The 12,906-nt window shown below is 51.1% G+C and carries 16 protein-coding genes; 2 read left to right on the forward strand and 14 right to left on the reverse strand.

The window, feature by feature from the left end; all coding sequences use genetic code 11:
• Positions 1-141: 141 nt before the first annotated feature.
• From DXA36_RS23380 to DXA36_RS23400, 5 genes are all read right to left on the reverse strand, one after another.
• Positions 142-441, reverse strand: coding sequence for a DUF6110 family protein (locus DXA36_RS23380; protein WP_118681845.1), 300 nt, complete (start codon positions 439-441; stop codon positions 142-144).
• Between the two features lie 278 nt (positions 442-719).
• Positions 720-1,256 carry a transcriptional repressor gene (locus DXA36_RS23385; protein WP_321011733.1) on the reverse strand — a complete coding sequence of 179 codons (537 nt, stop codon included), beginning with the start codon at positions 1,254-1,256 and terminating at the stop codon, positions 720-722.
• 73 nt (positions 1,257-1,329) lie between these two features.
• Complete coding sequence (gene feoB / locus DXA36_RS23390) at positions 1,330-3,528, reverse strand: ferrous iron transport protein B (RefSeq protein WP_118681846.1); 2,199 nt, start codon at positions 3,526-3,528, stop codon at positions 1,330-1,332.
• 102 nt (positions 3,529-3,630) lie between these two features.
• Complete coding sequence (locus DXA36_RS23395) at positions 3,631-3,852, reverse strand: FeoA family protein (protein WP_118681863.1); 222 nt, start codon at positions 3,850-3,852, stop codon at positions 3,631-3,633.
• Between the two features lie 71 nt (positions 3,853-3,923).
• Positions 3,924-4,142 carry a FeoA family protein gene (locus DXA36_RS23400; protein ID WP_118681864.1) on the reverse strand — a complete coding sequence of 73 codons (219 nt, stop codon included), beginning with the start codon at positions 4,140-4,142 and terminating at the stop codon, positions 3,924-3,926.
• Between the two features lie 221 nt (positions 4,143-4,363).
• Between DXA36_RS23400 and DXA36_RS23405 the strand changes: the two genes are divergently transcribed.
• Positions 4,364-4,729 (forward strand): metal-dependent transcriptional regulator, encoded by a 366-nt coding sequence (locus DXA36_RS23405; protein ID WP_118681847.1) that lies wholly within the window; start codon positions 4,364-4,366, stop codon positions 4,727-4,729.
• Positions 4,730-4,773: 44 nt separating this feature from the next.
• On the opposite strand, the gene sufU is transcribed toward DXA36_RS23405, so the two are convergent.
• The 9 genes from sufU to DXA36_RS23445 all read right to left on the reverse strand — a co-directional run bounded on the left by sufU (position 4,774) and on the right by DXA36_RS23445 (position 11,761).
• Positions 4,774-5,205, reverse strand: a complete 432-nt coding sequence (gene sufU / locus DXA36_RS23410) for a Fe-S cluster assembly sulfur transfer protein SufU (RefSeq protein ID WP_118681848.1) — start codon at positions 5,203-5,205, stop codon at positions 4,774-4,776.
• The gene (locus tag DXA36_RS23415; RefSeq protein WP_118681849.1) at positions 5,195-6,427 is read right to left on the reverse strand and encodes an aminotransferase class V-fold PLP-dependent enzyme; all 1,233 of its coding nucleotides are present in this window, start codon (positions 6,425-6,427) and stop codon (positions 5,195-5,197) included. The genes sufU and DXA36_RS23415 overlap by 11 nt, the downstream gene beginning before the upstream one ends.
• Positions 6,420-7,535: a SufB/SufD family protein gene (locus DXA36_RS23420; RefSeq protein ID WP_118681850.1), complete on the reverse strand. Its 1,116-nt coding sequence runs from the start codon at positions 7,533-7,535 to the stop codon at positions 6,420-6,422. Before DXA36_RS23420 ends, DXA36_RS23415 begins: the two co-directional genes overlap by 8 nt.
• Before the next feature lie 22 nt (positions 7,536-7,557).
• Positions 7,558-8,964 (reverse strand): Fe-S cluster assembly protein SufB, encoded by a 1,407-nt coding sequence (gene sufB, locus DXA36_RS23425; RefSeq protein ID WP_118681851.1) that lies wholly within the window; start codon positions 8,962-8,964, stop codon positions 7,558-7,560.
• 19 nt (positions 8,965-8,983) lie between these two features.
• A complete protein-coding gene (sufC, locus tag DXA36_RS23430) occupies positions 8,984-9,757 on the reverse strand; it encodes a Fe-S cluster assembly ATPase SufC (protein WP_118681865.1) in 774 nt (257 codons plus the stop codon).
• 436 nt (positions 9,758-10,193) lie between these two features.
• Positions 10,194-10,454 (reverse strand): hypothetical protein, encoded by a 261-nt coding sequence (locus DXA36_RS23435; protein ID WP_243114724.1) that lies wholly within the window; start codon positions 10,452-10,454, stop codon positions 10,194-10,196.
• Positions 10,455-10,495: 41 nt separating this feature from the next.
• Entirely contained in the window at positions 10,496-10,594 is a 99-nt protein-coding gene (locus tag DXA36_RS33630; protein ID WP_243114725.1) for a histidine phosphatase family protein, read from the reverse strand.
• Positions 10,595-10,878: 284 nt separating this feature from the next.
• Entirely contained in the window at positions 10,879-11,253 is a 375-nt protein-coding gene (locus DXA36_RS23440; RefSeq protein ID WP_118681852.1) for a cation transporter, read from the reverse strand.
• 256 nt (positions 11,254-11,509) lie between these two features.
• Positions 11,510-11,761: a kinase to dihydroxyacetone kinase gene (locus DXA36_RS23445; protein ID WP_118681853.1), complete on the reverse strand. Its 252-nt coding sequence runs from the start codon at positions 11,759-11,761 to the stop codon at positions 11,510-11,512.
• Positions 11,762-12,442: 681 nt separating this feature from the next.
• Between DXA36_RS23445 and DXA36_RS23455 the strand changes: the two genes are divergently transcribed.
• A partial coding sequence (locus tag DXA36_RS23455) for an Ig-like domain-containing protein (protein ID WP_182479232.1) occupies positions 12,443-12,906 on the forward strand: 464 nt, incomplete at its 3' end.

The raw sequence follows: 12,906 nt of genomic DNA on the forward strand, positions 1-12,906 counted from the left end.
TTCTCATACAAAAACGGGACTGTAATCGCAAGCAGCCCCGTGTGGTTCCTTCTATATTATATACAACGGAGCTGCATTCTGAACTATATACAGCAAAGCTGCACTCTGATCCGTTGCCCGAAACAGCAGTAAGACATGGCCTTACTCCGCCTGTTCCTTAAAATCGGTTTCCGTATCCCCGTCAGGCTCCTGTACCGCCTCCGCGTCTTTCGCAGCGCGCTCTTCATTGATCAGCTTCGCCTCCGCCAGAATATCTTCCGCATTTTCCTGCACAGTGACAGCGGTTTTCATGACACAGTCTTTTGCACGAAGCGCAGCGGCGGTGCAGCTGGTATATACCTTTTTGGCATCTCTGCCGGACAATATCTTAACCCCTGCGGTCCCAAACAGGACGCCTCCTGCAAAAAGCCCTATTTTTTTCATAACTGAAGCCTTCATCATCTTTCGTATCCTCCTTGTTTTGCGGAGCAAAATGTGAGCCCTCTGGCGAACAGAGGATTTTCCTCCTTATTTATGCTTATAGCCCGTGTAAAACACCATTAAAAAACAAAATACGGCGGCCCATGCCCAAAACCTGTGCTGTTTCATATTTGCTCCTGTCTGCGCGCTTTGGCGTTATCTTTCTTCTCAGGTATTTTTTTACATAATAGGATTATTCTTTTGTTCCGTCAACAATTTTCCCATTTATTGAGAAATGTTAATCATTATCAATTTGCAGCTTATAAAATTCCGTCCGCCGCATATTCCCGGCCGGCAGGCGCTTCCGGCCCGCAGTCCGCATGCTCACATTCGCAGGGCCTTACGGTGACCGAGGACACTTTATGGTTTCCCAGATATCCGCATTCCCGGAGTCCGGCCTGTACTACCTGGTTCCATTTTCTGGCAGATAAATGGTAGGTGGTATCATCATCCAGCACCACCGTGCAGGCGTCTTCCATGACACAGTCCTCGGAATAGGCCACCCGAAGCATATTTTTCCGGCTGATCGCCCCTATTTCCTCCAGAACGCTTACCATCCGGTAGACGGTGGCGGAACCGATATTGCTGTTTACCCGGGATGCTTTGTAGAAAATTTCCTTGCAGCTGGAGCAGTCATTTTCCAGTATGATATCAAGTAAGGTAAGGCGCTGTTTGGTAATCCGGCAGCCCCGTTCCTTCAGCTTTTCCACAATCATGTCCCTCTGCATCTGTGTGCGGTGATAGCTTCTGGAATCGGGCAGCTTTCTTTTTTCCTGGTTATTCTTGTTATCCGGCAATTAGGTACCTCCCTTTTTACAGAAGAAAAGCCTGCATTTTCATGCAGGCTCTCCTCAGGTCAAGCACGAATACTTATTTTGCACCTGCCATCTTGATTTTCACGTTAAGCGTTTTGCTTTCTTTATAAGGTCTGACCAGCAGATAGACAAAGCCTATTACAAGAAGGAATGCCACTACGGTTCCGATACCAAAAGCTCCGGTTGTGAACAGATTTCCCAACTGGTACACACAGAGGGATACCACATAAGCAAGCCCGGTCTGGTATCCGATTGCAAACCAGAACCATTTGGCATTGTTCATTTCCCTTTTAATAGCGCCCATAGCTGCGAAGCAGGGTGCACACAGCAGGTTGAATACCAGGAAGGAGTAAGCTGCAACTGCGGTCATGCTTCCTGCCAGACTTCCCCAGATTTCCGTTCCGTCTTCCGCCACTTCAGCAAAACCGTAAAGGATACCAAAGGTTCCTACTACGTTTTCTTTAGCAACCAGCCCGGTAATAGCCGCCACCGCAGACTTCCAGTCACCCCAGCCAAGCGGGATGAAGATCCATGCAACCGCATTTCCGACAGCTGCCAGAATGCTGTGGTCAAGCTCCATATCCTCCAGCATTTTAAACTGTCCGTTAACCCAGCCGAAGTAGGTGGTGAACCATACCACGATGGTGGAAAGGAGGATGATGGTACCGGCCTTCTTGATAAAAGACCATCCGCGCTCCCACATGCTGCGGAGTACATTTCCCACGGTGGGAAGATGGTATGCAGGAAGCTCCATAACGAAAGGAGCGGGATCCCCGGCAAACATTTTGGTTTTCTTTAATAAGATACCGGAACAGATAATCGCTGCAATTCCCACAAAGTAAGCGCTGGGAGCCACCCACCATGCACCGCCGAACAGGGCGCCGGCGATCAGGGCTATAATAGGAAGCTTGGCGCCGCAGGGAATGAAGGTGGTTGTCATAATGGTCATTTTACGGTCACGGTCGCTTTCGATGGTACGGGAGGCCATAATACCGGGCACGCCGCAGCCGCTTCCGATGAGCATGGGGATAAAGGATTTTCCGGAAAGGCCGAACTTACGGAAAATACGGTCCATAATAAACGCAACTCTGGCCATGTAGCCGCAGCCTTCCAGGAAAGCCAGGAAGAGGAACAGCACCAGCATCTGGGGGACAAAGCCAAGCACTGCACCCACACCGGCAACAATACCATCCAGTATCAGACCCTGCAGCCATTCGGCACAGCCCACAGCGGTGAGCACGGATTCAAAAAGAACAGGGATACCGGGGATTTCCAGCCCGAACAGGCTCCAGCCGTCTCCGAACACGCCGTCATTCGCCCAGTCGGTTGCCCAGGTACCAACCGTGGTAACGGAAATATAATAAACAATAAACATAACCACTGCAAAAATAGGAAGCGCCAGCCAGCGGTTGGTAACGATCCTGTCGATTTTGTCGGAGGCGGTCAGCTTTTCATTTTTACTGCGTTTAAAGCATTCACCGATGATGGAAGAAATGTATACATATCTTTCATTGGTGATGATACTCTCCGTATCGTCATCCATTTCCTTTTCGATCTGTGCAATCTCAGAAGAAACATCCGGGACCCGGCTCATCTGATCCTGGATTTTATCATCCTTTTCCAACAGCTTGATGGCAAAAAAGCGCTTCTGTTCCTCCGGGATATCACTTCCCAGCCTGGCTTCGATGGTATTCAGCACGTTTTCCACTTCCGGTGCGAAGGTATGGACCGGAGGGGTCGCGTCCTTTCTGCTGGCGAGGCCCACGGCTTTTTCTGCCGCCTTCTGGATTCCGGTACCCTTTAATGCGGATATCTCCACTACCTCACAGCCCAGTTTTTTGCTGAGCTTGTCAATATGTATCACATCGCCGCTCTTTTCCACAATGTCCATCATATTGACGGCCATAACAACCGGGATGCCCAGCTCCATCAGCTGTGTGGACAGATACAGGTTCCTTTCCATATTGGTTCCGTCTACGATATTGATGATCGCATCCGGCCTGTCGTTTATCAGATAATTTCTGGCAACCACTTCTTCCAGGGTGTAGGGAGAAAGGGAATAAATGCCGGGAAGATCCATAATGATAACATCCCCGGAACCTTGGGTTCCGTATGCCCTCTTCAGCTTACCCTCCTTCTTCTCCACCGTTACACCCGGCCAGTTCCCCACAAACTGGTTGGAACCGGTCAGTGCATTAAACAATGTAGTCTTTCCGCAGTTGGGATTCCCTGCTAATGCAATTTTAATTGACATATTCTACCTCTTTCCGCCTCATCGCAGCTATGTATGTTACATGATTTTGAATTTGTTATGGCTATCTTTTATTAGTATAGGCTAACCCATGTTCAAAAAAATTTATTCCACGATAATCATTTCCGCGTCCGCTTTCCGCAAAGACAGCTCATATCCCCGTACAGTCACCTCGACCGGATCTCCCAGAGGCGCAACCTTCCTGACAAAAACATCGATACCTTTGGTGATACCCATGTCCATTATCCGTCTTTTCACCGCGCCTTCTCCGGTCAGCTTCGCCACTTTTACAGTTTCCCCGCAGGGAATTTCTTTCAATGTCCTCATCTTATCTCCCTTTCCGTCCCGCCGCATCCCGCGGCCCGAAATGAAATCCATGGCAGGTACAATCCGTGTTTTCAGGCCCCTACCATAATTTTGTTTGCCATATCTTTTCCAATGGCTACTCTGGAATCTTTCACGTTCACAATCATGTTTCCGTCAATTTCAGATACGACAGTCACCACACCGCCGGCCACAAAACCCAGATTCTCCAGGAATCTTCTGGTTTCCTCTTTCCCGCCGATTTTGCGTATAACATTAGGTTCCCCTGCATTCACCATAGTCAATGGCATCATCTTCATCTTCTTTCTTTTAGATTTTGAGAATGGTTTTCATTTCCCGTTTCTTCTTGGTTAGTATATTCTAACTTCCAGTTGTTGTCAATCATTTTATTGATAATTTTTTCTCAATTAGTACGGTAAATGTATTTGCCGCGGAAGGAGAAATATGCTATACTAACTCCAGTTAGTTAACCGATAAATAAGCTGCTTTACCAAAAGAACTGGAGGTGAATAGTTTGGCAGTAGGGGAATCCTCCGAAAATTATTTGGAGACTATTTTAATATTGAGCAAAGAGCACCCGGTGGTCCGTTCCGTCGACGTGGCGGAGGAATTGGGTTTTAAGAAATCAAGCGTCAGCGTAGCCATGAAAAACCTGCGGGAGCTGGGACATATCACAGTGACGAAGGAAGGTTTTATCAATCTGACCGCTTCCGGGCGGGAAATCGCCGAAATGATATATGAAAGGCATCAGCTTCTCTCCGCCTGGCTCGTCAGGCTGGGTGTGGACGAAAAAACCGCCGCCGGGGATGCCTGCAAGATCGAACACGTTATCAGCAAAGAAAGTTTTGAGGCCATAAAGGGCCATGTGAATAAGAGTTAACTTAAAAAGGTATCCGGCACACACCTGCCGGATACCTTTTTAAGTTACTGCCCTTCGTTTTTCAAAAGCTCTTCCAGGGTATGCCATCCTAAAACCGCACATTTCACCCGGGCGGGCATATGGGCCACATCCCGGAGACATACGGACTCTTCCAGTTCCTCCAGTTCCTCCGGGGAAGCCTGGCCCTGGATCATACGCAGGAAAACACCGGTGAGCCTTCTGGCCTCCTCCGTGGATTTTCCGATCACCAGATCCAGCATCATATCTGCCGAAGCCTGGGAAATGGCACAGCCGTTCCCCCCAAAAGCACCGTCCAGTACCCTTCCGTTTTCTATTTTCAGCTGCAGCACGATATCATCTCCGCAGCTTGGATTCACGCCTTCCAGTTCCCGGTCAGCATCCGGCAGCGGATGCTTGTGGCCGGGGTTTTTGTTATGATCCAACAGTATTTCCTGGTAAAAAGTTTTATTCTCCATATCCCATTTTCCTCCTGACCTGTGACAGGCTTTCGGTAAAAGCCCTTATTTCTTCTTCCGTATTATAAAACGCGATGCTGGCGCGGACCGTGGAGGAGACCTTCAGGTAATCCATCAGCGGCTGGGCGCAGTGATGCCCCGCCCGCACCGCAATGTGATCCGCGTCCAGTATGGAGGCTACATCGTGGGGATGGACTTCGTCCACCGTAAAAGTGAGGATGCCGCAATGCTCCCCCGCATCTTCGGATCCCAGGACATGTACGCCCGGGATCTCCTTCATGCGTTCCAGGGCCAGGGTGGTGAGAGAATCCTCCCGTTCCCGCAGGGCCTGGAAGCCGATCTGCTCCAGGTAATCTATGGCGGATCCCAGCGCTGCCGCTCCCCCGGCATTCACCGTTCCGGCTTCAAATTTATGGGGAAGCGGCGCATAAACCGCATCATATCTTCCCACCCGTTCTATCATTTCCCCTCCGGTAAGGAAGGGCGGCATCGCCTGAAGCAGCTCCTCTTTTCCGTACAGCACGCCGATCCCCATGGGAGCCAGCAGCTTATGCCCGGAAAAAGCGAGGAAATCCACATCCAGCCCGCAGACGTCTATGGGAATATGGGGCGCGCTCTGCGCGGCATCCACCACCACGACGGCCCCCTGTTCATGGGCAATCCGTGTGATCTCCCTGATAGGGTTCACCCGCCCGAACACATTGGAAACCTGGGTAACCGCCGCCAGTCTGGTGCGCGGGGTGAACGCGCCGCGGATCCGCTCCTGCGTCAGCCGCCCGTCCGGGCTGCATTCCAGGAATTTCAGAACGGCTCCTGTTCTGGCAGCAACCATCTGCCAGGGCAGAAGGTTGCTGTGGTGTTCCATGATACTTACCAGGATTTCATCTCCTGGCCGCAGATGGCTTACACCATAACTGTACGCCACCAGATTCAGCGCTTCCGTGGTATTTCTTGTGAAAATAATTTCCTCCGCCTTTCCGGCATGCAGAAACCTCTGTACCCGTTTTCTTGCATTCTCATAGCAATCCGTGGCTTCCAGCCCCAGTTCGTACAACCCTCTCATGGGATTGGCATTCTGCTTATCATAAAAATCCCGTTCCGCCTCCAGCACACAGGCCGGGCGCTGGGAGGTTGCCGCATTGTCCAGATATATCAGCGGTCTGTTCTGCCGGAATATGGGGAAATCTGCTCGATAATCCCGTTCCCTGCCTCTGTTATCCATTCCGGGCACCTCCTTCCAAAAAATCCTGCACCTTTTCCACCAGGGCTGCGTCCGGTATCCGGCCGCAAAGGGCGTCAATCCCCGCCCGCGCCATCATGTCACAGGCTTCTTCCCGGCTCATGCCCCTGGAACAGAAATAGAAAAGCTTCTCTTCCTCCAGCCGGCCGGCGGTCGCTCCATGGCTCCCCTGCACATTTTCTTCCCCGCATAATATCAGGGGAATCGTGCGGTTGACCACCTCATCCCCCAGCAGGAGCACCTCTTCCGTTTCCTCTCCCACCGCCCCGGCACAGCCCCGGCGGAAATCAATGGTCCCCCGGAACAGCTTGGAAGCATTCTCACGCAGCACGCCTTTTACCTCCATCCGGCTTTCCGTTTTCTTTCCGGTATGACCGGCCACATAATTCATATCCAGCTTCTGATCCTTTTTTCCCAGATAACCCACCGCGGTGTCCATCCGGCTTCTGTCCCCCGCCAGATTGACGCTGCTGCCTGCATAAATGCTGCGCGCCCCCAGGAAAAGCTGGACAAGTTCCAGGGAGCCGCCTTCCTCACAGGTTCCGCCCACATCGTTTATATACCCATATTCCGTTCCCAGAAGCTGGACCTGGATCAAACGTATCCCGGCCCCTTTTTCCGCATAGAGCCTTGTCTGGAATCCGGCTGTCCCTCCGGCTCCGCCGGGAGAGGAGACATCCATGATTACCGTAACACGGCTGCCTTCTTCGGCATAGATATAGGCGGCATGCAGACTGCTTTCTCCTTCCCCGCAGGAATAAATAAGCTTCACGGGGGTTTCCGGACGTTCTCCTTTTTTTACCCGGATGATTTCCACCGGTGTCCCGCTTTCCTTTACCAGTTCCTCCATATCCGGCCCCATCCCCGTGGCGATCTCCCGGAAGCCGGCCTCCATCATCCCGGCACTCATGCCGCGGATACAGGATACCCCGTCCTCCGGCAGGGTAAGCGCCGGTCCATCCGACGGGTTTTCCCTTGCAGACAGAAGGGCTTCTATATCTATAGCAGAAAGACTGCTTTCATTCATGCGCAGCCAATTCCAGGTGCGCACAGGCAGTCTGTTTATTTTCATATCCGTTCCCTGTTTCATATTTCGCTCCTTTCCGGACAGCTTATCCGATGCTGCCCTTCATTTCCAGTTGAATCAGGTTGTTCATTTCCACCGCATATTCCAGGGGCAGCTCCTTGGATACATTATCCGCAAAGCCGCTGACTATCATGGCCCTGGCATCTTCTTCGCCGATCCCTCTGGACATCAGGTAAAATACCGCCTCCTCACTGATCCTTCCAATCTGTGCCTCATGCCCGATATCCGCATCCGGCGTACGGATATCCATAGCCGGAATGGTATCGGAACGGGAGTAATCATCCAACATCAGCGACTGGCAGGAAACGGCCGCTTTGCTTCCGGCCGCATCCCTGCCCACCGTTACCGAACTGCGGAAGGTACTGATACCGCCGTCCTTGGAAATGGATTTCGTATTGATAAAAGAGGAGGTGTCCGGCCCCTGATGGACAATTTTAGCACCCGTATCCAGGCACTGTCCCTTTCCCGCAAAGGTAATTCCCGTAAACTCCGCTCTGGCCCCTTTTCCTTTCAGGATACTCATAGGGTATAAACAGGACACATGGGAGCCAAAGGAGCCGGAAACCCATTCTATGACGCCCCCTTCCTCCACAACGGCCCGCTTGGTATTCAGATTATACATATTTTTAGACCAGTTCTCGATGGTGGAATAGCGCAGTCTTGCGTCCTTCCCCACATACAGCTCCACGCAGCCCGCATGGAGATTGGCTACGTTGTATTTCGGCGCAGAGCAGCCTTCTATAAAATGCAGATCCGCCCCTTCCCCCACAATGATGAGGGTGTGCTCAAACTGCCCGGCCCCCGGCGCATTCAGACGGAAATAGGATTGTAAGGGAATGGCTACGGATACGCCCGGAGGCACATATACAAAAGAACCGCCTGACCATACCGCACCGTGAAGCGCGGCAAATTTATGATCGTCCGGCCGTACCAGCTTCATAAAATGCTTTTGCACCATGGAGGCGTATTCCCCCCGCAGAGCGCTCTCCATATCCGTATATACCACGCCCTGGGCCGCCACCTCTTCCCGCACATGATGGTACACCAGCTCCGAATCATACTGCGCCCCCACGCCGGCAAGGGATTTCTTTTCCGCCTGCGGAATGCCCAGAAGTTCAAAGGTATTCTTAATATCCTCCGGCACATCGGACCATTTGGTGCTCATATGGGTATTGGGCCTCACATAGGTTACAATATGCTCCATATCCAGCCCTTCCAGGGAAGGCCCCCAGTCAGGCGCTTTCATACGGTTATATATCTGCAGGGACTGCAGACGGAAAATTTCCATCCAGGAAGGATCCTTCTTTTCCCGGGAAATCCCCGCAACGATTTCCGGGGTCAGACCTTCCTGCACCCGGTATCCGTCCTTTTCTTCATTTTTTATATCATAAATGCTTCTGTCTATATCATCCACATAGGTTTTTTCTTCCATCGCAAACTCCTTTCTCCGGTCATCCCCGGACGCTGCCTTCCCGGACAGCCTCCCGGTAATATGCCTCAAAGCCCCTGGCGTTGATTTTCTCCACCAGACTGCGGTCCCCGGTAGCCACGATGCGCCCGTCCACCATGACGTGCGTGTAATCCACCTTCAGGGATTCCAGGATTTTCGTGCTGTGGGTGATGATAAGCAAAGCTCCCTTTTCGTTTTTCTGATACGCCTCCACGCCCCTGGATACGGTGCGCACCGCATCCACGTCCAGCCCGGAATCCGTTTCATCCAGAATAGCCAGTGTGGGGCGCAGCATGAGAAGCTGAAGGATCTCCGCTTTTTTCTTTTCTCCGCCGGAAAATCCCATATTCAGATCCCGATCGCCGTAGGTTTCCTCCATTTGAAGCACCTCCATGGCCTTTTTCATTTCCCTGCCAAAATCCCAAAGCCGCAGCTTCTCCCCCCTGCGCTGTTCCAGCGCACTGCGGATAAAGCTGCCCAGGGAAATTCCCGGCACCTCCAATGGGTTCTGGAAAGAGAGGAAAATCCCTTCCCTTGCACGTTTATCCACGGTTTCTTCCGTGATATCCCTTCCTTCATACCGGATGCTGCCCGCCGTCACCGTATATTTGGGATTTCCCATCAATGCATAGCCCAGCGTGGATTTTCCCGCCCCGTTCGGCCCCATCAGCACATGGGTTTCTCCTCTGTTCACCATCATATCCAAACCGTGGAGAATCTCTTTATCCTCCACGCTGACTTTCAGCCCGTTTACCTGTAATAATTGATCTGCCATTGTTTCCTCCTTTACTGTAACTGTTCGGACAAGCCTGAACGAATACTCCTTTACTGTCCTTCGTCGCACAGCCGGAACCCGCAGCCCGGTATCCTCCGGCAGGCAAAACATTACCTTGCTTTCCCTCCTGCTTCCTGGAAAAAGGGCTGTGTCTCCGGCAAACTCTATCAATACGTTTCCGTCCGGCAGCGTGTTCCGTTTCCGCCGGCTGTGTCCCGCTTTGTTTCTTTTCCGGGCACCCCGGAATATGGTATTCGTGACACCTGCGCCGCGCTGTGTGAATGCCGGCGGATTCATCGTTCATCACGCAGTATGGTACCGGATCGTTGTATCTTATAAAAAAATAGGATTTGAACATTTCCTACCATTTAGGTATGAATTGTTCAAATCCTATTATAGTGATTCTTCATGGAATAATCAATATAAGCAGGGAATTCTAATTGATAATGTTTCTCATTTTGTAACGGTTCAGACGTCTCTTTGTATCCTGCGGCTTCCCCGCTATGATTTCCTGTACAGAATTGTCCCGGGCGGTATTGCCCTGGGCGGCCACCTTTGCCATCTTCGCCTGCACCACCCGGGGATCTCCCAGATATTCCTTTCCGATAACTCTCCCATCCCCGCTGAATTCATACACAAGGGGGATTCCCGTAGGAATGTTGACGTCAACAATTTCCTCCAGTGTCAGCTTTTCCAAATACAGGACCAGGGCCCGGATGGAATTGCCGTGGGCGGCAATCAGAACCCGGTTTCCGACAGATCCACATCTGTCCAGCCGGTAAAAAGATTCTCCTTATTCCAGATGCTCTCTCCATGCCGTACCAGTACAAGTTTCATAAATAGAACCCTCCGTTTCCCTGCGCCGCCCAAGACTCCCATATATCCCACGGTCTCTGCCTGCAGTCCCGGAAACACCATTCGATCAACAGACGGAAAAGCCATGTGGCACATGCGCAGCCTGGGTAACACCAATCTGCGGAAGAAGGCCCCAACCAAATGGCAAGGGCCTTCTTCTTATGTCATATATATGGTTAGCTGAATCTCATTAGACTATATTCCCATCGTCGGAGACGATTCCGGATCGATTTTTGCAGGAACTGTGAAGATGATGAACCGTTACGCTACTTCTCAATAAGACATTGAAAAGAATGTACCCGATAGCCTGCTTTCCGTACAATCTCCCGGGCTTCCTTTTCTGTAAGCGGCAGCTTTGTATACAGCCATGCCGTCCTTTTTCCCAAATCTACCTGCGCATAGCAACCATCCTGACCGTTCAATGCATTTTCCACCCGGGTGCTGCAATTGCTGCAGGTCATCCCCTCGATTTCCATCCGGTATGTATGGGCATAATGGCTTTTATCCCGGTCTTTGGGCTTCCCCTTCTTTACCGTGTCCCCTCCGCTACCGCAGCAGCCATGGGACAGCCTCTTCGCATAGCTCTTGATGCCGAATATGCATATCATCAACAAAACAAGACATATAATCCCTGTTGCCATAAATTCCACCTCAAATCTTAAGTACGTAGTATACCATTGTATGTTAGTTTAAACTAACTTAATTTTATTTTATCATAGCACCTATTTCCTTTCCTGTCAATAATGACGAGCCGTAACGGGTGTCGGCAATAGCCTGCCATGACCATTCATAAAAAGGACGCGGCATAGTACTTTCCCTGAACTGGTATGGCACCTGCCGCAAAGAACCGCAGCCGCCCCGGGAAGAACCGTGCCGCACCCTCACTGTCCTAATAGCCTATCCCTTCAGCCCTCTGGACTGTCTCTCCATATCTTCCACAACAATATCATATATTTCTCCCAGAGTGGAGCAATATTCCAATACCTTCCAAGGCTCATTGGTATGGAAATGAATTTTGATCAGCTCATCATCTCCCACTGCAAGCAGACAATCCCCCTGCAAATTATTCAAAAAATAATCGCTGATAACATCCTCATCCAGATCCTCTCCTTCAATTAACAGCTGTGTATCATACTTAAATTCAAGCATATATCCTAACTCCTTTCACGCAGAAATCCATCCGTTCTTTCCATAATAGCTGTTCTTTCCCAAAACTGCAAGATACTAATACGTTAATATATATGAAATAACCATAGGCGGGCGCTGCTGCTGCTATTGCCCGGTTTGCCCGCTGAAAAAGCGATGATGTCGGAGGGACGGAAGGAACGTCCTTTTTATATGCTATAAGCAACGTATCGGGAAAGACAGGCCCATCAGCGCGGAAACCTCCGTATTTTTGCAGTCCTGGTCTTTTATCACTCAAAAAACAGGGATTGCCGTCATTTCCGGTTCTTTCTCCTGGACAAAAGCCGCATACGATTCCCGTTCCGCATAGCACAAAAAAATAAATTTGGAAAAACCTCATACCGTATGATTTTACTCTTTTTCATAACATGCTAAACTGATCACAGAAAAGCAGTGATATCTTATGGGTATGAAAGAAAACGCCTTTCCTCTTTCGGTGCGCATTGCCGAAGCCGTCCGTTATTTGCAGGAGGAATGCGCCGGGCTTTTGGCGGCACGGAAGGAGGCGGGGCCTCCCCGGTGACAAGAAAGGGACATAAGATAACGCAGGTAAGGGTTTTCACAGAAGGGGGGATCCCTTATAGGGCAGGTATCTTTGATACATGCCATAAACCACTTTTATTTATCTACCAGGAGGGAATACGGATGATACGAAAAAGAAAAAAACGATGGGCGCTGTTTTTATCCGCCGTGCTGATTGCGGCACAGCTTCCGGCAGTGGCCATGGCGGAGAACAAGGCGCCGGAGGCCGCCATCCAAGAGGACGGGAGTATCGCGTCCTTTGAACCGCTGGACGAGGGCGTTAAAAAGCAGTCCGTCCCGGTGGGCACGGAGCTTTCCGGGCTGAACCTGCCGGACACGGTGACGGGGGCAGTTTATCACGTCACCGAGGAAACAGTAGTCCCGGACGGGGATGATATGGAGGCGGAAAGCGTGTCGGGCAACGACGGCGGGGATTCCTCCCACATGGACCGCGGGGAAACGGTCACGGCCGTCACCACATCCATGGAAGAAATCCACGTGACCTGGGACAGCGGCCCGGCCTATGACGGCGATGCGGCGGGCAGGTATGTGTTTACGGCGGACGTGGGCGGCTATCCCCTGTCAAG

Source organism: Eisenbergiella sp. OF01-20 (genome assembly GCF_003478085.1).
Classification (GTDB): domain Bacteria; phylum Bacillota; class Clostridia; order Lachnospirales; family Lachnospiraceae; genus Eisenbergiella.

What these genes read in the sequence shown, in the direction of transcription:
- DXA36_RS23380 (WP_118681845.1), bottom strand. Translation starts at nt 441, where the DNA reads ATGATGAAGGCTTCAGTTATGAAAAAAATAGGGCTTTTTGCAGGAGGC.
- feoB (WP_118681846.1), bottom strand. Translation starts at nt 3,528, where the DNA reads ATGTCAATTAAAATTGCATTAGCAGGGAATCCCAACTGCGGAAAGACT.
- DXA36_RS23395 (WP_118681863.1), bottom strand. Translation starts at nt 3,852, where the DNA reads ATGAGGACATTGAAAGAAATTCCCTGCGGGGAAACTGTAAAAGTGGCG.
- DXA36_RS23400 (WP_118681864.1), bottom strand. Translation starts at nt 4,142, where the DNA reads ATGATGCCATTGACTATGGTGAATGCAGGGGAACCTAATGTTATACGC.
- sufU (WP_118681848.1), bottom strand. Translation starts at nt 5,205, where the DNA reads ATGGAGAATAAAACTTTTTACCAGGAAATACTGTTGGATCATAACAAA.
- DXA36_RS23415 (WP_118681849.1), bottom strand. Translation starts at nt 6,427, where the DNA reads ATGGATAACAGAGGCAGGGAACGGGATTATCGAGCAGATTTCCCCATA.
- DXA36_RS23420 (WP_118681850.1), bottom strand. Translation starts at nt 7,535, where the DNA reads ATGAAACAGGGAACGGATATGAAAATAAACAGACTGCCTGTGCGCACC.
- sufB (WP_118681851.1), bottom strand. Translation starts at nt 8,964, where the DNA reads ATGGAAGAAAAAACCTATGTGGATGATATAGACAGAAGCATTTATGAT.
- sufC (WP_118681865.1), bottom strand. Translation starts at nt 9,757, where the DNA reads ATGGCAGATCAATTATTACAGGTAAACGGGCTGAAAGTCAGCGTGGAG.
- DXA36_RS33630 (WP_243114725.1), bottom strand. Translation starts at nt 10,594, where the DNA reads ATGAAACTTGTACTGGTACGGCATGGAGAGAGCATCTGGAATAAGGAG.
- DXA36_RS23440 (WP_118681852.1), bottom strand. Translation starts at nt 11,253, where the DNA reads ATGGCAACAGGGATTATATGTCTTGTTTTGTTGATGATATGCATATTC.
- DXA36_RS23445 (WP_118681853.1), bottom strand. Translation starts at nt 11,761, where the DNA reads ATGCTTGAATTTAAGTATGATACACAGCTGTTAATTGAAGGAGAGGAT.